The sequence below is a fragment of the Streptomyces sp. NBC_00258 genome, assembly GCF_036182465.1.
Classification (GTDB): domain Bacteria; phylum Actinomycetota; class Actinomycetes; order Streptomycetales; family Streptomycetaceae; genus Streptomyces.
The window spans coordinates 10,010,046-10,028,271 of the sequence record NZ_CP108081.1 but is presented as its reverse complement, the minus strand read 5'-3'; the positions used below and the strand labels follow the sequence as shown (position 1 = coordinate 10,028,271).

The following is an 18,226-nucleotide window of genomic DNA, read 5'->3' as shown; positions in this document are numbered from 1 at the left end:
CATCCTCGTAGGAGCCCCATGCGCGTCACCTCTGTCGAGTCGACCGAGCTCTTCGTCGGAACCACCGAGCAGCCGCGCCAGATCGTGGCCGTCGAGCTGAGCCACACCCCCGGCCGGGCCGTCCGTCTCACCGTCGAGGGCTCCGGTATCGCCGGGGAGGCCCTCGTCACGGTGGCCGACGACGGCACCGCACGCGCCGAGATACCCGTGCGCACCGGCCTAGCTCCGGGCGAGCGCCGCGACGTCTCGGTGACCGCGACCGACGTGATCGCCACCGACGAGGCCCAAGTGGCCGTGCACCCCGCCGAGTTCACGGCGGCGGAGCCGGGCTGGACGATGTTCATGGTCAGCCACTTCCACTACGACCCCGTCTGGTGGAACACCCAGGGCGCGTACACCGAGACCTGGGACGTCGCCGACGACCCGGCCACCTCCGGCCTGCCGGCCCGCACCTTCGACTCCCGTGGCCAGTCCGGCATGAGTCTCGTACGGGCCCACTGCGACCTGGCGCGCCGCGACCCGGCGTACACCTTCGTGCTGGCGGAGGTCGACTACCTCAAGCCGTACTGGGACGCCTTTCCGGAGGAGCGCGCCTTCCTGCGGGAGCTGCTGCGGACAGGCCGGGTCGAGATCATGGGCGGCACCTACAACGAGCCCAACACCAACCTCACCGGCGCCGAGGCCACCATCCGCAACGCCGTCTACGGGGACGGCTTCCAGCGTGGCGTCATGGGCGCCTCGCCGGAGACGGCCTGGCAGCTGGACGCCTTCGGCCACGATCCGCAGTTCCCCGGGCTGATGGCCGACGCGGGGCTGTCCTCCAGCTCGTGGGCGCGCGGCCCCTTCCACCAGTGGGGTCCCACCCTCTCCGTCTTCGGCGAGGAGCCCCGGGATCCGAACCGGATGCAGTTCCCCGCCGAGTTCTCCTGGATCGCTCCGTCGGGGCGCGGGCTGCTGACCGCGTACATGGTCAACCACTACGGCGCGGGCTGGGCCATCGACAACGCGCCGACGCTGCCCGAGGCCCAGGCGGCGGCGCTCAAGCTCTTCAAGGGGCTCAAGCAGGTCGCGCTCACCCGCAACGTGCTGCTCCCGGTAGGCGGGGACTACGCGCCGCCGTGCCGCTGGGTCATGGACATCCACCGGGACTGGAACGCCCGGTACGTCTGGCCGCGCTTCGTCAGCGCCGTGCCGCGCGACTTCTTCGCCGCGGTGCGGGCCGAGCTGAACGCCGAGGGGCGCACGGCGTCACCGCAGACCCGGGACATGAACCCCGTCTACACCGGCAAGGACGTCTCCTACATCGACACCAAACAGGCCCAGCGGTACGGGGAGACGCTGCTCGCCGACGCCGAGGCATGGGCGACACTCGCCTCGCTCGTCACCGGGCACCCCTATCCGGACGCCGCCCTCGACAAGGCGTGGCGGCAGCTGATCTACGGCGCCCATCACGACGCCATCACCGGCTCGGAGTCCGACCAGGTCTACATCGACCTGCTCACCGGCTGGCGGGAACTGGCGGACCTCGCCGAGGCCGTGCACGCCGACGCGACCGACGCCCTCGCCCGGCACGTGGCCCCGCTGCCGGGCGGCGGCCCCGACCTGGTGGTGTTCAACTCCGCGACCTGGCTGCGGCAGGACGTACTGACCGTCGACGACCCCGGACTCGTACCGCTCGACGACACGGGTCTCCCGCTGCCCGCCGTGCGGGAGAACGGCGAGCTGCGGGTGATCGTGCCGGAGGTGCCCGGCATGGGGCTCAAGGCACTTCCGCTCGCACGGGGCACCGTCTCCGAGTGGGTGCCGGGGGAAGGCACCACGATCCGCAACGAGTTCTACGAGCTGACCGTGGACCCGGGACGCGGCGGCGGGGTGAGCCGGCTGCGCGCGCTCGTGGAGGGCGGACGGGACCTGTTGCGTGCCGGCGACATCGGCAACGAGCTGGTCGTGCAGGAGGAGTATCCGCGGCACCCCCGCTTCGGTGAGGGGCCCTGGCATCTCACCCCGACCGGCACCACGGCCGCCCGCAGCCGCGACGTGACCGCCGCCGTGCGGGTCGAGCACTCCCCCGCAGGTTCCCGCATCACCGTCACCGCCGACCTCGGCCTCTTCCGCTACACACAGCGGCTGTGTCTGTGGAAGGGGGTCGCGCGCCTCGACGTGACCACCACCGTCGACGGGTACGACGGCGCCGACCGGCTGATCCGGGTCCGCTGGCCCTCCGACGTGCGGGGCGGGCTGCCAGTGCACGAGGTGGCCGACGCCGTCATCGGGCGCGGGTTCGGCTTCGTGGAGGTCGACAGCGAGCGGTTCCCCTGGACGCTGGACAACCCGGCCAACACCTGGTTCGGCCTCGGTTCCACGGCCCGTGCCGAGATCCGCGACGACACGGGCGCGCTCCTCGGCCACCGCTCCATCGGCGTGGCCGAGCTCGTCTACTCCTCCTGGGACGAGGCAGGCGAACTCGGTACCCCGCTCGCGGCGGCCCTGGTCCGCGCGGGCGTCACCGCGACCTCCACAATCGCCGACGGACCGCGCTACGGCGACCTGGAGATCGACTCCAACCTGCCCGACATCCGCATCGCCGTCGGCGGCCCCGAACGCAACACGGTCGTCGCGGAAGCACTCGGCTGGGACCCGGCCGCCGGACGCGAACTGCGCCGGCAACTGGCCGCGCACGGCGTGGCGGCCGTCTGGGTCGCGCCGCGCGCGAGCCTGCGCGAGGAGTGGGTCCCCGGAGCCGACCTGCGCGACCTCGAACGGCTGCCGCTGCTCGTCGTGGCGGGCGCCCGCCCGGAGGACGACGCCAAGGCGGTCGACGCACTGGTCGCCGACCTGGACGACGCGGTCCTGCGGGCCACGGCGGCGGGCGGCGGTGAAGCCCTGCCACCGGGCGACGCCTGGGACGGCCGCAGTTTCGCCGTCCTCAACCGCGGCACACCCGGCTGCGTGGTCACCTCCTCGGGCGACCTCTACATGTCGCTGATGCGCTCCTGCACGGGCTGGCCCTCGGGCATCTGGATCGACCCGCCCCGCCGAACCGCCCCCGACGGCTCGGCCTTCCAGCTCCAGCGGTGGTCGCACACCTTCGAGTACGCCGTGGTGGGCGGCGAGGGCGACTGGCGGAAACTGGGACTTCCACGCACCGGCCACGACTACAACCACCCGCTCACGGCACGGCTGCGCGACGGCGACGCGGCGGACGCACCGCCGCAGGCCCCCGTCCTGCCGAGGAGAGCGAAGCTGCTGGGACTGGAGCCCGAGGGCGAGGTCCTGCTCGACGCGCTCAAGCCGGTCGGCTCGCCGCTGGCGCGCGGCAGCGTGGCCCCGGCGGACCCGGGCCGCGGAGTCGTCGTACGGATGCACGAGGTGTCCGGCCGTCCGGTCCGGGCCCAGGTGCGCGGCCCGCTGGCGTGGACGGCCGGAACCCACGCCGACGTCCTGGAGAACCCCGGGGCACCGCTGGCCCCTGACCAGGACGGAGTGCTGGACATCGGCCTGACCGGGTTCGAGGTCGCGACGGTCCTGGCGGCTCCCGAGGACGGACGGACTCCGCACGGCCCCGGCATCGCCGCGCACGAGCCCGCGCAACCCGTCCACACCCGGTACTGGCTGCACAACTCCGGCCCCGCCCCGCGCGGCAACATGCCCGTCGCGGTGTACGTATCACCGACCGCGCTCACCGTCTCCGGGAGCCCCGTGACCGCGACGGTCCGCGTCAGCTCGGAACTCACCGACGCCCCGGTGTCGGGCACGGTCGCCCTGCGCGTACCGCCCGGCTGGTCCGCCGAACCCGCCGAACTGCCGTACGCGCTCGGCCCCGGCGGATTCAGCCTCTCCGAGGTCACCGTCACCCCCGCCCCCGACGCCACACCCGGCCGCCACTGGCTCGGCGCCCGGCTGTCGTACGGCGGCCAGACGTACGAGGACGTCGTGGCCCTCGACGTGCCGGGCACCGTCCCGGAGGGCGAGCCGGACGGCCGCAGGGGCCCGACTCTCGTGTCCAGCCTGGGAGTTGAGCGGATCAGTGTGCGCTCGGGCGAGCTCGGCCGTGTTCCGGTGACCGTGCGCAACACAACCCGCGGTCCGGTCGATGGCACCCTCTGGGCGGTGTCGTCGTGGGGCACCTGGCCGGGGGTGGGTCCGGGCTGCCAGGGCTTCACCGTGCCCGCCGGGGAGCGGCTGGAGTGCGTGATCGAGGTGGACGGCCGTGCGGTGCCACCGGGTTCGTACTGGCTGATGGCGAAGATCGCCTGGCACGGCAGCGTCGCCTACACCGAGGCCGTACCACTGGAGGTGCTGCCATGAGCGGACACGCACACACCCGTCCGGCCGACGGCCCCGCGCACACCCACCTGCCCGACGGTGTGGCCGCGTTCGTGCACGGCGACGCCCTCGCCGCGGCGCACGTGGACGCGCTGTTGAGGGTCGTACCGCCGCGCGATCCCGTGACCCGCCCCGACGCGTCGGCGCGCGCCGAACGGCAGCGGCGGCGCTGGGCGACCCAGGTGGTCGTCGTGGACGAACTGGCCCGCCGGACCTGCGCCGAGCGCGGACTGAGGCCTCCCGAAGAGGTCCGGCCGGCCCAGGTGCTCGCCGTGGCCGAGGCGGACGTCGCGGATCTCGGCAGCATCGTCGCCGCGGTGCTCGCCCACTCCCCGGCAGCCCGCGTCCTGCTCGCCGCGCTGGAGAGCGAGCAGGACGTGCCGGAGCCGGCGGTACGGGACTACTACGACCGCAACCCGGACCGCTTCCTCACCCCGGACGCCCTGCGGCGCGGGGTCGACCCCTTCGGCGGGGCGGAAACCTCGGACCGCCTGCCGTACGAGGGCGTACGTGAGGGCGTCGCCCACGAGTTGCGCCGGTCCGCCGGCCGACGGGCCTTCTTCGCCTGGCTCGACCGGGCTCGCGCCGGGGTGGTGTACGCCGCCGGGCACGAGCACCCCGGCGATCCGTCGCACCCCGACCACGAGCACCGGCACTGACCGCACGCCGACCGCGTACCGACCGCGTCCGGAACCTAAAAGCAACACAGCACCCATTGACCTCCGATGAATTCTGGTCCACCTTTTCATCAATCGGAGTCGAAGTTGGTGAATTGAACCAGCAGCAGACTGGGTCTCAGGAGGGCAGCAATGCACGCAAGAAGACTGACCGGATCCCTGGCCTGTCTCGTCGTACTGACGTTGACGGCCGCAGGCTGCGGCCTCTCCGGCGGCTCCGACGACGGTGACGCCACCGCGGGCGGTTGCAAGGTCGACAAGGGAAACGTCGGGTCGGGCAAGCTCACCGGTGACGTCAAGGGAAAGATCACTTTCCAGACGACCAACCTGAAGAAGGACTTCGGGGGCTTCTTCAACGGGGTGATCAAGGACTTCGAGAAGGCGAACCCGGGCACCTCGGTCAAGTGGATCGACGACCCCGGCGACAGCACGTTCACCCAGCGCACCGTCGCCGACGCCCAGGGCTGCACGATGCCGGACGTGATCAACATCGACGCCCCCACCGCGACCGCCCTCACCAAGGCCGGATACCTGCTCGACGTGGGCGTCAAGGACCCTGACGCCGCCAAGCCCTTCGTCCCGGCGTTCTGGAAGTCCAGCACCTACAAGGACGCCTCGGGGACGGCGGCGCACACCGTGCTGCCCTGGTACACCGGCGGCGTCCTCCTCACGTACAACACCGACATGCTGAAGAAGGCCGGGATCGATCCGGCGAAGCCGCCGAAGACCATGTTCGGGCTGTTCGCCGACTACGAGAAGATCGCCAAGTCGGCCAAGGGCAAGTACTTCGCGACGATGGCCAACCCGATCTGGCGGATCCCGGCCGACTGGGACCAGATGGACATCAGGACGCTGTCCGCCGACGGCAAGTCCGCCGTCTTCGCCGACGATCCGAGGACCGCCCAGTGGGTGGCCTGGATGGCGAAGCTGTACAAGGGAGGCGCCATGCCGAAGGACTCGCTGTCCTCCAGCAACGACCCCTCCACGCCGTACAGCCAGGGCCAGGTCGCGTACGGTTCGACGAACCCGAGCTTCGTCCGTTTCGTGAAGCAGAACAGCCCGTCGGTGTACGCCAAGACCGGCGTCGGCCAGCAGCCCTTCGACGCGCTCGGCCACACCACGGCCGCCCCTCAGTACATCTCGGTCGCCGCGACCAGCAAGCACGCCCCCACCGCGCTCGCGTTCGCCAAGTTCCTCACCAACGCCGAGAACCAGACGGCCTGGTGCAAGGACCCGAACGTCGTGATCTTCCCGACGACCACGACCTCGCTGGACGACCCGTTCTTCCAGAACGCGACCGGCAGCGACCCCTTCTCCCAGGCCCGCAAGCTCGTCGCCGAGCAGCTCAAGACCACCACCGCCTACCAGACCAACATCTCGCCGGCCGTGCAGAAGGCCATCGTGTCCCAGGTGCAGCTGGCCATGCAGGGCAAGAAGAGCCCCGAGCAGGCCGTGAAGGACGCCCAGGAGAAGGCCAACGACCTGCTGAAGCAGGCAGGCTGATCGTGGCGACGCAGACCGCGAAGCCGGTGTCCGCGCCCGGTGCGGAGCACACAGCCTCCGTGCCGGGCGCGGCCCCGTCCCGCATACGCCGGCTGAGCCGGGCGGTGCTGCCCGGCCCCGCTCCCGGCGCCAACGGCGCTGCGCTGTACCGACGTTGGTGGCTGCCCTGGCTGTGGACCGCCCCCGCGATCGTCTGCGCGGTGGTCTTCGGCGTGTTCCCGTTCCTCAACACGCTCCTGCTGTCGTTCACCGACGCCAAGCCGCTCGGCGGTGCCGCGAGCTTCGTCGGGCTGGACAACTACACCCGGATGCTGGACGACTCGGACTTCTGGCTGGCGACCCGCAACAGCATCCTGTACGCGCTGATCGTCGTACCGCTGATGGTGCTGCTGCCGCTGCTGCTGGCCATCCTGGTGGAGAAGAACCTGCCCGGCATCGGCTTCTTCCGCTCCGCCTTCTACACCCCGGTGCTCGCCTCCAGCGTGGTCGTGGGTCTGAGCTGGCAGTGGCTGCTGGCCGACGACGGGCTGATCAACACCTGGCTGGAGAAGGCCCATCTGATCAGGGACGCCATCCCGTTCCTGTCCGACTCGTGGCTGATCCTGTTCTCCGCGATGGGCCTGACCCTGTGGAAGGGGCTCGGCTGGTACATGATCTTCTACCTGGCCGCGCTGGGGAACGTGCCCAAGGAACTGCACGAGGCGGCGTCCATGGACGGCGCCGGTGCGGCCCGCCGCTTCTGGCACATCACCGTGCCGGGCGTGCGGCAGGCCATGATGCTGGTCGGCACCCTCACCGGCATCGGCTCACTGCGGGTGTTCACCGAGCTGTACATGCTCGGCGGTCCCACCGGTGGCCCCGGTGGCGCGGACCGGACCCTGCCCTTCTACATCAAGGACGTCGGCCTCGACCCGATCACCGGCAACGCCGGCTACGGCTCGGCGGTCAGTGTGGCGCTGTTCCTGCTGACGCTGGGGCTGACCCTGCTGGCGCAGCGGCTGACCAGGGAGGACGAGTCATGACGACCGCGACCGAAACCTCGGCCGCGACCGAGACCGCACCGCGCAGGAGACTGCTTCCGCGCTGGCGGGACTACGGCCGTCCCCGCGAACTGGTCGTCCGCTACCTGCTGTTGTTCTTCGTGCTCGGCATCACCGTCGGACCGTTGGTCTGGCAGCTGCTGGCCTCGCTGAAGAGCACCAGCGAGGACGTCTTCGGCGCGAACGCCTCACTGTTTCCGCACGAGCCGACCCTGCGGGCCTACCGGGCGGTCTTCGACCAGGTGCCGGTGGCCACGTACATCAGGAACAGCATGTTCGTGGTCGTCCTGTCGGTCGGCAGCCAACTGCTGTTCTCCACCACGGCCGGCTACATGCTCTCCAAGCCCAACTGGAAGGGCCGCAAAGCCGTTTGGGTCGTGCTGATCGCCTCGATGATGTTCCCCTTCGAGTCGATCATGGTGTCGCTGTTCCTGAGCATCCGCGACCTGGGCCTGGTCGACAACCTGGTGGGCGTGTGGCTGCCCGGGTTCGTCGGTGCGATCAACGTCCTGCTGATGCGCGCCGCGTTCATGGCGGTGCCGCGCGAGATCGAGGACTCGGCGATGCTCGACGGCGCCGGCGAGTGGCAGCGCTTCCGGTATCTGTATCTGCCGTCCGCGTGGGGCGCGATCCTGGTGGTCACCATCAACACCTTCATCAGCGCCTGGGACGACTTCCTCTGGCCGCTGATCGTGCTGCGCTCGGAGGAACACATGACGCTGACGCTGGGTCTCTCGCGGCTGCAGAGCTCGTCGTTCGGCTATGACCAGCGGGTGGTGATGGCCGGTTCGGTGATCTCCGTCATCCCGGTGCTGGTGCTGTTCGTGATCACCCAGCGGTGGTTCTACAAGGGGGTTTCGTCGGGGGCAGTGAAGCTCTGACGGGCCGTCGTCAATCCCCGATACGCAGCACTGCCGGTACGGCGTTCAGTGCGGCCCGCGCCGACTCCGCGACGCGGATCTCCACGGTGCCTGGCAGTACGGCCGTCTCCAAGTCGGCGCCGACCTGCGCGAGTTGGTCGGCGCCGAGCGGGATGACGACCGTGCGCGTCTCACCGGGAGCGAGCTCGACACCTCTGAAGGCACGCAGTTCGAGCATGCGTGGCCACACGGGCGTGACCAGCCGGCGGATGTAGAGCTGGACGACGGTACGCCCGGCACGTTCCCCCGTGTTGGTGACGTCGACCGCGACGGTGCGCCCGGACAGGCGCGGCGGCCCGTAGTCGAAGCTCGTGTACGACAGCCCGTGCCCGAAGGAGTAGAGCGGCTCGGCACTTTCGTCGACGTAGGCCCCGTACTCGGTGTCCTTGTGGTTGTAGTACACGGGAAGTTGGGCGGCCGACCGGGGGACGGAGACGGGGAGGCGGCCGAGAGGTTCGGCGAGGCCCAGCAGTACCTCGGCGATCGCGTCGCCGCCCCACGGGCCCGGGTACCAGGCGGTGAGCAGCGCGGCCGCGCGCTCCGCCGCCTCCGGGACGGCATGCGGGCGGCCCTGCACCAGGACCACGACCGTGGGGGTACCGGTCGCCACGACGGCGTCCAGCAGGGCGTGTTGGGCCCTGCCGAGCCGCAGCCCGGCGAGGTCGACGCCCTCTCCGCAGGTCATCTCGGACACGGCGCCGAGGGCCGCGCCGTTGGCGGCGAAGTCGGTCTCGGGCGTACGTGCGCTGCTGCCGCCCAGCACGAGCACGGCAAGGTCGGAGACGCCGGCCTGGGCGATGGCCTCGGGGATGCCCGAGAGGTCGTCGCCGGTGAGCGCGCAGCCGCGGGCGTGCCGCACGTCCACGCCGGGCGGGGCGAGCCGCCGCAGCCCGTCGAGGAGACTGGCTCCGGTGCCGGGGAGCTGCGGAGCCGTGTAGTCGCCCAGTTGATGCGCGGTGGTGGCTGCGTGCGGGCCGAGGACCGCGATGCGGGACACCGTCGGGCGGACGGGCAGGACGCCCCCGTCGTCGTGGAGGAGGGTGACCGCGCCTCGGGCCAGGGCGGTGCTCAGTTCCCGGCCGCGGTCCGGGGAGGGAGCGGTCAACCGGTCGGCGGCACAAGGCCGTTCGAAGAGTCCTAGGCGGAACTTCAGACGCAGCACCCGGGCGACGGCCGCGTCGAGCACGTCCTCCTGGGCGAGTCCACGCTCGACGGCCTCTTCCAGGTGCGTGAAGCCGTCGTCCCACAGGCTGAGGTCGACGCCCGAGTTCAGTGCCAGGGCGCCGGCGGAGACCGTGTCGCCGGTGATCCGGGCCAGCCGGTCGACGGCCAGGCCGTCCGCCATGACCAGCCCCTCGAAGCCCCAGCGGCGGCGCAGCAGCCCGTCGAGGAGGGCACGGTTCCCGGCGCAGGGGGCGCCGTCGACCTCGTTGTAGGCGGCCATGACGGCGGCGGCCCCCGCCCGGACCCCGGCCAGGGCGGCGGGGAGGTGGATCTCGTGGAGTTCCCGTGGGCCGAGTTCGGACTCCGCGGAGTTGCGGCCGCCGACGGTGGCGCCCTGTCCGGCGAAGTGCTTGAGCACCACGGCGGCCTTGTCCTCGGCGAACTGCCCGTCCGCGCAACCGGGTTGCCCCTGCATGCCGCGCACCAGCGCCTCGGTGAGGCGGGCGGCCAGATACGGGTCCTCGCCGAAGCACTCCTCGGTACGGCCCCAGCGGGGGTCGCGCGCGAGGTCGAGGGCGGATACGAGGGCGACATGGCCGCCACGGGCCCGCAGTTCCGCCGCGGCATGGGCGGCGGCCTGCTCGTACAGCTCGGGGTCCCAGGTGGCTCCGACGGCGAGGTTGACCGGCAGGACCGTGCCGTCCAGGGCCATGAGGCCGTGCGGGACCTCCTCGACGAGGAGCGCCGGAATGCCGAGGCGGCTGCGTTCCATGACGTGGCGCTGCACCAGGTCGGCGAGCGTGGCGCCGTCGGCCGCGCCCACGCCGGTGGAGTGGTCCACGCCCGACCAGGCGTCTGCGCGCAGGAGTCCGTAGAGGGCGCCGAGGCCGGCGAAGCGCTCGGTCTCGGCGTACAGCGCCTCGGTGAGTTCGAAGCCGTCCGGTGTGCGGCGGTAGGCGTCCCAGCCGTACATCCGCTGGTTGAGCTGGCCGGCCTTCTCCCGCAGGGTCATGCGGGCGAGCAGATCGGCGACCCGGGCGTCGACGGCGGCGTCCGGGTCCAGATAGAGGGGGCTCTGCATGTCGTGGCCCCGGGATACCTCGGGTGTCTGCTCGGGCCGGGCGGCCGCGTGTTCCGGAGTCGGCATGCGACCGGTCCTTCCGTGCTGTTCTCGCGTGGAGCTTCGGGGGGGTACCGGTCAGGTGGCCGGAGTGGAGGGTGTCGAGCGGCCGTGTCCGAGCCGGGCGAGAGCCACGGCGCCTCGGCAGCCGTCCGCCACCCAGTCCAGCGTCAGGCCGAGACCCTTGAGGCGCTCGCTCAGAAGAGCTGTCAGGGGTCCTTCGGGGCCGAGCAGCCCGCCGGTGGCGACGATCCGCTCCCCCTGGCGGGGTTCCAGCGCGCGGAGGGGCTCCAGCAGGTGGTCCGCCGCCTCGTCGAGGATCGCCCGCGCGACGGCGTCCTCGTGCCGGGCCGCCTCGGCGACCAGCGGGGCCAGCCGGGCGAGGTGGATCGGGGGCTCGGCCATGACCGCGGGCAGCAGGTGCATGCGGTAGGCCGCGCGCCGCTCACGCGACCACTCCGGTTCGGCCGGGTGCCGCTCGCGGGCGAAGGTGCGCTCGCGGGCCGGGGTGGGAGTGGTGGCGGAGGCGTCAGCGCCGACCGATCCGCCTGCACTGGCCGGATGGCCCGCGCTGTCCGGGCCGACCTCGCCATCCGGGCGGCCCGGGCCGCCCGGGCTGTTCGTGTCCCCGGGCCGCCGCCCCTCGGCGTACGGCAGCGCCTCGGCCGGCAACCCCAGCGCCCGGCCGACCGCGTCGGCCAGCGTCGTGGGACCGCCGCGTCCGTCCGCCATGCGCAGGGCCGCCCGTACCGCGCTGCGGCCGATCCAGAAGCCGCCGCCGTCGTCCCCGAGCAGCCAGCCGTCACCGCCGACGGTCACCTCGCAGCGGCGGTCCCTGATGCGCATCGCGACCACGCCGGTGCCGGCCACCAGGGCCAGCCCGTCGGCCGGGGTGCCGCGTGCGGAGGCGAAGGCCGCCTCGATGTCGCTGCTGACGCCGACCGAATCCGCCTCGATGCCCAGGCGTCGCAGCGCGGCGGTGAGCGCGGCCAGGGCATTGAGGCGGCCGGGCTCGTCCGGGGCGGTCTCCGCCGCGCCCGCGAAACCGCCGGCCACGGCGACGACCCGGGCGCGGTCCGGCTCCGGCACCGCCTGGGCAATGGCCTCGGCCAGGTGGTCGGTGAGCAGCGGCACCGGGACGGTGAGGGCGTTCCCGGGGCCTGCGGAGCCCTGCCCGAGCACGCGGCCGTCCACGGCGGACGCCAGGACTGCGCGAGTACGGGTGCCGCCGGCGTCCAGGCCCACCACGAGATCCCGATTCCGCGGCCGATCACGCACCCGACCTGAATCCTGGTTCAAATCATTGTTCATTGGCGACCATGGTGGTTGATACATTCGCCGAGAACAAGCCCCGGCCGCGCGTCGGCACAGGTTTCCGAGGAGGACCCCATCAGCACTCCCCCCGTATCCAGCGCGCCCGCGCCCCGCTTCGGTGTGAACTACACGCCCCGCCGCGGCTGGTTCCACTCCTGGCACGACTTCGATCCGGCCCACGCCCGTGAGGACCTCGCCCAGATAGCCGGGCTCGGCCTGGACCACATCCGCGTCTTCCACCTCTGGCCGCTCCTGCAGCCCAACCGCACACTGATCCGAACCGCGGCCGTCGACCAGCTGGTCCAACTCGTCGACCTGGCGGCCGAGGCCGGTCTCGACGTCCTCGTGGACGGAGTGCAGGGCCATCTGTCGAGCTTCGACTTCTATCCGGAGTGGACCCGCAGCTGGCACCACCGCAACGTCTTCACGGACCCCGAGGCCATCGAGGCCCAGGCGGAGCTGCTGCGTGTCCTCGGCCGCGCGCTCGCCGGCCGGCCCAACCTCATCGGTCTCCAGCTCGGCAACGAGCTCAACAACCTGGTCGAGCACAATCCGGTGACCGTCGAGGAGGTGGACCACTACCTCGACACGCTCCTCGCCGCCGCCAGGGAAGGTCTGTCCGCGGCTCCGCCCGGCCGTCTCGTCACGCACTCCGCGTACGACGCGGCCTGGTACGGCGACGACCACCCGTTCACCCCGGAGGCCTCGGCTCGCAAGGGCGATCTGACCACCGTCCACCCGTGGGTCTTCTCGGGCGACTGCGCACGCCGTTACGGCCCCCTCTCACCGCAGGTGCTGCACCTCGCCGAATACGGCGTGGAACTCGCCAAGGCCTACGCCGAGGACGTGACGCGGCCGGTCTGGGCGCAGGAGACCGGCGCGCCCGAGCCGCACATCCCGGCGGCCGACGCCCCCGAGTTCGCGCGGGCCACCGTGCTGAACGCCTCGGAGTGCTCGGGGCTGTGGGGCGTGACCTGGTGGTGCTCCCACGACGTGGACCGCTCCCTGGCCGACTACCCGGAGCTGGAGTACACCCTGGGCCTCTTCGACTCCTCCGGCCGCGCCAAGCCGATCGCCACCGCGTTCGCCGACGCCGCCGCCGAGGTGCGCGCCAAGCCCCGGCCCGCACAGCCGCGGGACCTGGCCCTGGTCCTGGACTGCACGCCCGCCACCCGGTCCGTCTCGGGTCCGGGCGGCGCGTACTTCGAGGCGTGGATGTGGCTGCGGAGCCAGGGCGTCCGCCCGACGGTGGTCCTGGCCTCACACGCGGACGACGCCGAGTACCTCGCGGCCCGCGGAATCACGGATCTCGTACGGAATCCGTGACCGCGCCGGCCGCCGAAGTGGTGAATGTGACGGGACACGGATGCCGGTCGAGGCCATGGTGACGGAAGCCGGCCGAGGCGGCGGAGCGTGCCGGTGAGCGGCTACTCGCCCGCCAGCGCCTCCGCCAGGGCCCGCAGGTTGGCCCGGCCCCGTCCGTACGAGCACAGGTAGTCCCCGCCCTCGGGGAGCCCGGTGGAGACGCGGACGGCGTCCGGCCGTCGGGCCAGCAGGGAGTCGCGGAGGCGGGCCTGCCAGGGGTGCAGCCCGGCGTCGTGGGTGGCAACGATCAGCGGGGAGCCCTCGGACCATCGCAGGATCCCGGTGACGAGGGCGCCCGGGTCGGCCGGCTCCCCGGTGACCGCGGTTCCCGAGGCCGTGGGGTCGACGGCGCGCAGCTCGGTCAGCAGGTCCTCGCCGCCCCAGTTGAGCGCGGGGTGCGGCGACGGGAACAGGTCGACGACATGGGCACCCGACACGGGGGGCCGGGCGGGCCGGCCGCGTACGGCCCGGCGGGCCGCCTCCGCTCCGGCCTCCGCGTCCCATGCGGCGACCGTGCCCGGAGCGGCCGGTGTCGCGTACCGCTCGGCGAGGCGGCGGACCCGTCCGGCGGCTTCCCACACGCGCTCGTCGGGCAGCGCTCCGGTGCGCAGCGCGTCCAGGACCGCGTCACGGCAGGCCAGCGTGGTCTCCAGTTCCGGTACGGCGACGATGACCTGGTCGGCTCCCGCGGCGAGGGCGATCCGGGCCCCGGCGGCCTCTCCGTAGCGGTCGGCGATCGCCTTCATCTCCAGCGCGTCGCTGACCAGCACCCCGTCGAAGCCGATCTCGTCGCGGAGCAGATCGCGCAGGACGCGGCGGCTCAGCGTGGCCGGGCGGTTCGGGTCGAGCGCCGGGAACACGACATGGGCGCTCATGAGCATCGGAACGCCCGCGGCGACGGCCGCGCGGAACGCTTCGAGGTCGGGGAGCAGTTCGTCGTACGGCCGCGGGTCGACGGCGGTGTCGTGGTGGCTGTCGGTCACGGTGCCGCCGTGGCCGGGGAAGTGCTTGGCGCAGGAGGCGACGCCGCGGGCCTCGGTGGCGGTGATCCACGCCCGCAGGTGTCGGCCCACGAGCTCGGGATCGGCACCGAAGGAGCGGGTGCGCACGATCGGGTTGTCCGGGTGGTGCTGGAGGTCGGCGACCGGCGCGTAGGAGGCGGTGATGCCGAGGGTGGCGAGGTGTCCGGCCAGCGCGTCGGCGCAGCGGGCGGTCAGGTCCGTGTCGTCGACGACACCGAGCGCGAAGTTGCCGGGAACGTCGGGCGCGCCCGCGCCCACCAGGTGGCCGATGCCGCCGCCCTCGTTGTCGATGCCGACGATCAGGTCGGGGCGTATGGCCCGCAGTTCGTCGGTGAGCCGGCGCACCTGTTCGGCGTCGCGCACGTTGCGGGTGAAGAGGATGACTCCGCCGAGACCCCGGTCGACGAGCCGTTTCAGCGTGGCGGGGACGCTCGCGGTCCCGTCGAAACCGGCGACGAGGCAGCGGTGGGCGGCCTCGTCCAGGTCGACGGGCAGCCCGGGACCGTCGAACGCGGCGGGCAGGGGATGGATCACGTCGACTGTCCTCCGGTCGGATGACGGATCGGATGATGTGAGCCACCAAAACATAACCCGAAGGTGAATCAATCAACCAGCCCCGTTGACGCAACGTATCCACCGCACCACGCAGGGCGGTGGTCCGGAACGATCTCCTTACGCGGGCCTGACGCCCGTCCGTCGCCCTCGGTAGGGTCCGCGACAGCGGTCAGGACCTGGTCCGGTACGCCTCGAAGCGATGAGGAGTGATGCACGGTGATCCCATCCGCCCCGCGCGTGGAGCTGACGCCCGCCGCCGCCGAGCTGCTGCGCCGACTGCGGGCCGCCCACGGTCCGCTGATGTTCCATCAGTCCGGCGGCTGCTGCGACGGCAGCGCGCCCATGTGCTACCCGGAGGGCGAGTTCCGGACGGGTGATTCCGATGTGCTGCTCGCCTCGCTGGCCGTCGAGGGCGTCGACGAGCCGGTGACGTTCTGGATGTCGCGGAGCCAGTACGAGGTGTGGAGTCACACCCGGCTGATCGTCGACGTGGTGGAGGGGAGGGGCAGCGGTTTCTCGCTGGAGGCACCCGAAGGGGTGCGTTTCCTGACCCGTTCGCGCCTCGTCGGCACGTAGTCGTCGTCACGCCACCTGCTCTGTGGTGAACTCCCTTGTGTCCTGGGCCATTTGAGGAGACAGCGGAGAGAGCAGGGGCAGCGTGAGACGACGCACCGGACGACTCAGAACCGCACTGACGGTTGTAGCGGCATGGAGCGCACTGGCCGGTGCCGCCCTGGCAGGGGCGGCACCGGCCAGTGGCGCACCGGACGGCGGCCCGCCGGGTTTCCAGCGGCTCGCACCCGGCGTGCGCTACACCGAGTTCGACATTCCGGCCGCCAAGGGCGTGGCGCACGCACATGTGCTCAGCGTCGATCTCCGCAATCCGCGGGTGAGTGTCGACCTGCTCCACCCCGGCGCGGTGGCCGCGCGGGCCCCCGTGTCACGGCTGACCGACGCACAGGGGGCCGTCGCGGGCGTCAACGGCGACTTCTTCAACATCACCGAGACCCAGCATCCGGGGGTCGAGGCGACCGGCGCGCCCGTCGGTCCTGCGATCGCGGGCGGGCGCACACTCAAGGCGGCGGTCCCGGACGGCCAGCGCTTCGGCCCGGCCCTGCCGCCCGGCACGAGCACCCGGGACGTACTCGGCGTGGGCACGGACCATCGGGCCCGCCTCGACAGCCTGGCCCTCGACGGGTCGGTCGCCACCACCGAGACACGGCTTCCGCTCGGCGGTCTCAACCAGTACGCGCTGCCGGTCGGTTCCGTCGGCGCGTTCACCTCGGACTGGGGCAGCCCCTCTCGGGTGCGGGCCACCTGCGGGACCGACACCGACCGGGCCGCGCCCTGCAGCACGGACACCTATGAGGTGATCGTCCAGGACGGCCGGGTCGTGTCATCGGCCGACACACCCGGCAACGGACCCATCGCTTCCGGCACCACCGTCCTGGTCGGCCGGGAGGCGGGCGCCCAGCAGCTGCGGAAGCTGTCGCTCGGTGAGCGGGTCGTGGTGCGGCACCGGCTGGTGGCGGCCGCGTCGAGGATCCCGTACCGGTTCGTGATCGGCGGCTATCCGGTCCTCAGGGGCGGCCGACCGCTCGCGGGTCTCGACACCACGACCGCTGCCGTACGGACCGCCGCGGGCATCTCGGACGGCGGCCGCCGGCTCCTGCTGCTCGCACTGGACGGGGCACCCGAGTTCCGCACCGGACTCACCATCGCGGAAGTCGCCGGCACCATGCGGCAGTTGGGTTCCGTGGACGCCTTCAGCCTCGACGGCGGCGGCTCCAGCACACTGGCCGCCCGGGAGCCGGGCTCGACGACGGCGACCGTGCGCAACCATCCCAGCGGCGGGGCGGAGAGGCCGGTGCCCAACGGGATCGGGGTGTTCTCACGGTCCTGATCCGGGCGCCGCACCTCTGCCGCGGGCTCACGGCCTGAGGCTGCTGACGACGTCGGCGGTCGCCGTGAGCCCGTTGTGGATGGTCGGCGCCATGCTCGTGCTCGCGAGATAGAAGCCGAGCAGCACGCAGACCACGGCGTGCGAGAGCTTCAGCGCGCCGTTGCGGAGGAAGACCACCGCAAGGATCAAGAGCAACAGGACCACAGAGATGGAAATGGCCATCGTCAACCTCCTCCGCCACGTCCACACCGCGGCTTTCGGCCGCAAGTGTGGCGTAGCGGGGGGTTCGTACGGGCGGCTGACGTGTCCGCCGAACGTGTGTTGACTGCGTGTGAAAGCGCTGGGCTACGCCCGTCGGTTGGTGATCGATGGACTACGCCCGCTCGTGGACCTGCTTGTGGGCGTCCAGGAACGCTTCGAGGCCCGCGAGGTCGTCGGTGTTGAGGTGGTCGGCGTCGGCGGCGAGGAGTTCGCCCCAGACCGCGTCACGGGCGGGACCCGCCAGATCCGGGGTGGCCCAGAAGCGGACCTTCTGCCGTCGGGAGTGCGCCGCCGCGATGATGCCGCGCAGCTTCTGGCGCTCCACCTCGGGGAACGCTCCGACGCCCTGCCAGGTGAAGTTGAGCGTCCAGTTGTCGCTGATCAGCGGGATGAAGGAGGCCGGGGCCGGGACGGGGGCCAGCAGGTCGAGGAGGCGGCCGTCGTAGAAGGCCCGCCGCACGCTCTGGGCCTCCATCGGGACACGGGCCGCGCGGTCGCCGGAGATCACGGCCGTCACCGCTCCGGGGAAGACCCGGCCGTGGGCGTACGTCGTGAACAGGTGCCGGTAGCGGCGCAGTTGGCGGTCGAGCTCCAGGTACGTGGACGCGCCCTCGGTCTTGATGTCGATGAGCAGCTGGAGCGGCTTGCGCTGCCCCCGGTACACCGAGCCGCGGTTGGCTTTCACACGGGCGGCGAGGGGGGCGAGGTAGAGGGATTCCAGCGTCCGGGTCGGGTCGAGTTCGACCGGGTCGTGGGCGACCAGCAGTTGCTTCCCGACGAGGAAGATGTCCGACTCGACGCTCCCGAAGCGGTGGCCGAGCGCGTCGAGGAGGGGACGGGGGTGGAGGTAGTCGTTGTGCGCGTGGGCGCGCCAGAGCGGGCGCGGACGGTGCCCGCCCTCGGTCGCCTGCGCGTACGCGGGCACGGCGACGCTGCCCGCCACTGCGGCGGCGAGGGTGGTGAGGGCTCTGCGACGGGTGGTGAGGGCCATGTCTGCCTCCCTGAGAGTGCCGTATGGGCCTCAGCGAGTATCGGTCCTCACGGGGTTCAAGGAGC

General features: G+C 72.0%; 12 protein-coding genes and 1 pseudogene. 8 read left to right on the top strand and 5 right to left on the bottom strand.

The features are described 5' to 3' along the window. Window positions 1-18: 18 nt before the first annotated feature. From OG718_RS44645 to OG718_RS44625, 5 genes are all read left to right on the top strand, one after another. A complete protein-coding gene (locus tag OG718_RS44645; protein WP_328846834.1) occupies window positions 19-4,308 on the top strand; it encodes an NEW3 domain-containing protein in 4,290 nt (1,429 codons plus the stop codon). After that, window positions 4,305-4,985, top strand: coding sequence for a peptidyl-prolyl cis-trans isomerase (locus tag OG718_RS44640; protein ID WP_328846833.1), 681 nt, complete (start codon window positions 4,305-4,307; stop codon window positions 4,983-4,985). Before OG718_RS44645 ends, OG718_RS44640 begins: the two co-directional genes overlap by 4 nt. 150 nt (window positions 4,986-5,135) lie before the next feature. Continuing rightward, complete coding sequence (locus OG718_RS44635) at window positions 5,136-6,506, top strand: extracellular solute-binding protein (protein WP_143642929.1); 1,371 nt, start codon at window positions 5,136-5,138, stop codon at window positions 6,504-6,506. After that, complete coding sequence (locus tag OG718_RS44630; RefSeq protein ID WP_143643047.1) at window positions 6,506-7,528, top strand: carbohydrate ABC transporter permease; 1,023 nt, start codon at window positions 6,506-6,508, stop codon at window positions 7,526-7,528. Before OG718_RS44635 ends, OG718_RS44630 begins: the two co-directional genes overlap by 1 nt. Next, window positions 7,525-8,427 carry a carbohydrate ABC transporter permease gene (locus OG718_RS44625; protein ID WP_306941194.1) on the top strand — a complete coding sequence of 301 codons (903 nt, stop codon included), beginning with the start codon at window positions 7,525-7,527 and terminating at the stop codon, window positions 8,425-8,427. Before OG718_RS44630 ends, OG718_RS44625 begins: the two co-directional genes overlap by 4 nt. Before the next feature lie 10 nt (window positions 8,428-8,437). Here OG718_RS44625 and OG718_RS44620 read toward each other — a convergent pair whose 3' ends face one another. Further along, window positions 8,438-10,777 (bottom strand): glycoside hydrolase family 3 N-terminal domain-containing protein, encoded by a 2,340-nt coding sequence (locus OG718_RS44620; RefSeq protein ID WP_443055258.1) that lies wholly within the window; start codon window positions 10,775-10,777, stop codon window positions 8,438-8,440. Window positions 10,778-10,828: 51 nt separating this feature from the next. Next, window positions 10,829-12,061, bottom strand: a complete 1,233-nt coding sequence (locus OG718_RS44615; protein WP_328846832.1) for a BadF/BadG/BcrA/BcrD ATPase family protein — start codon at window positions 12,059-12,061, stop codon at window positions 10,829-10,831. Window positions 12,062-12,069: 8 nt separating this feature from the next. Here OG718_RS44615 and OG718_RS44610 point away from each other — a divergent pair. Then, window positions 12,070-13,390, top strand: a pseudogene (locus tag OG718_RS44610) (glycoside hydrolase 5 family protein). Between the two features lie 101 nt (window positions 13,391-13,491). Here OG718_RS44610 and OG718_RS44605 read toward each other — a convergent pair. Continuing rightward, the gene (locus OG718_RS44605) at window positions 13,492-14,982 is read right to left on the bottom strand and encodes a glycoside hydrolase family 3 N-terminal domain-containing protein (RefSeq protein WP_328847935.1); all 1,491 of its coding nucleotides are present in this window, start codon (window positions 14,980-14,982) and stop codon (window positions 13,492-13,494) included. 243 nt (window positions 14,983-15,225) lie between these two features. Between OG718_RS44605 and OG718_RS44600 the strand changes: the two genes are divergently transcribed. Then, window positions 15,226-15,582, top strand: coding sequence for a DUF779 domain-containing protein (locus tag OG718_RS44600; RefSeq protein WP_186001443.1), 357 nt, complete (start codon window positions 15,226-15,228; stop codon window positions 15,580-15,582). Window positions 15,583-15,664: 82 nt separating this feature from the next. Further along, window positions 15,665-16,909 carry a phosphodiester glycosidase family protein gene (locus OG718_RS44595; protein WP_328846831.1) on the top strand — a complete coding sequence of 415 codons (1,245 nt, stop codon included), beginning with the start codon at window positions 15,665-15,667 and terminating at the stop codon, window positions 16,907-16,909. A gap of 27 nt (window positions 16,910-16,936) precedes the next feature. Here OG718_RS44595 and OG718_RS44590 read toward each other — a convergent pair whose 3' ends face one another. Both OG718_RS44590 and OG718_RS44585 read right to left on the bottom strand, forming a co-directional pair. Next, on the bottom strand, window positions 16,937-17,131 hold the full coding sequence (locus OG718_RS44590; RefSeq protein ID WP_055611237.1) for a hypothetical protein: 195 nt from the start codon (window positions 17,129-17,131) through the stop codon (window positions 16,937-16,939). Window positions 17,132-17,282: 151 nt separating this feature from the next. Continuing rightward, entirely contained in the window at window positions 17,283-18,161 is an 879-nt protein-coding gene (locus OG718_RS44585; protein WP_328846830.1) for a phosphatidylinositol-specific phospholipase C/glycerophosphodiester phosphodiesterase family protein, read from the bottom strand. Window positions 18,162-18,226: the final 65 nt, after the last annotated feature.

Excerpts from the sequence above, each read along its gene's own strand:
- OG718_RS44640 (WP_328846833.1), top strand. The coding sequence starts at position 4,305 with ATGAGCGGACACGCACACACCCGTCCGGCCGACGGCCCCGCGCACACC.
- OG718_RS44635 (WP_143642929.1), top strand. The coding sequence starts at position 5,136 with ATGCACGCAAGAAGACTGACCGGATCCCTGGCCTGTCTCGTCGTACTG.
- OG718_RS44645 (WP_328846834.1), top strand. The coding sequence starts at position 19 with ATGCGCGTCACCTCTGTCGAGTCGACCGAGCTCTTCGTCGGAACCACC.
- OG718_RS44620 (WP_443055258.1), bottom strand. The coding sequence starts at position 10,777 with ATGCCGACTCCGGAACACGCGGCCGCCCGGCCCGAGCAGACACCCGAG.
- OG718_RS44625 (WP_306941194.1), top strand. The coding sequence starts at position 7,525 with ATGACGACCGCGACCGAAACCTCGGCCGCGACCGAGACCGCACCGCGC.
- OG718_RS44590 (WP_055611237.1), bottom strand. The coding sequence starts at position 17,131 with ATGGCCATTTCCATCTCTGTGGTCCTGTTGCTCTTGATCCTTGCGGTG.
- OG718_RS44615 (WP_328846832.1), bottom strand. The coding sequence starts at position 12,061 with ATGAACAATGATTTGAACCAGGATTCAGGTCGGGTGCGTGATCGGCCG.
- OG718_RS44585 (WP_328846830.1), bottom strand. The coding sequence starts at position 18,161 with ATGGCCCTCACCACCCGTCGCAGAGCCCTCACCACCCTCGCCGCCGCA.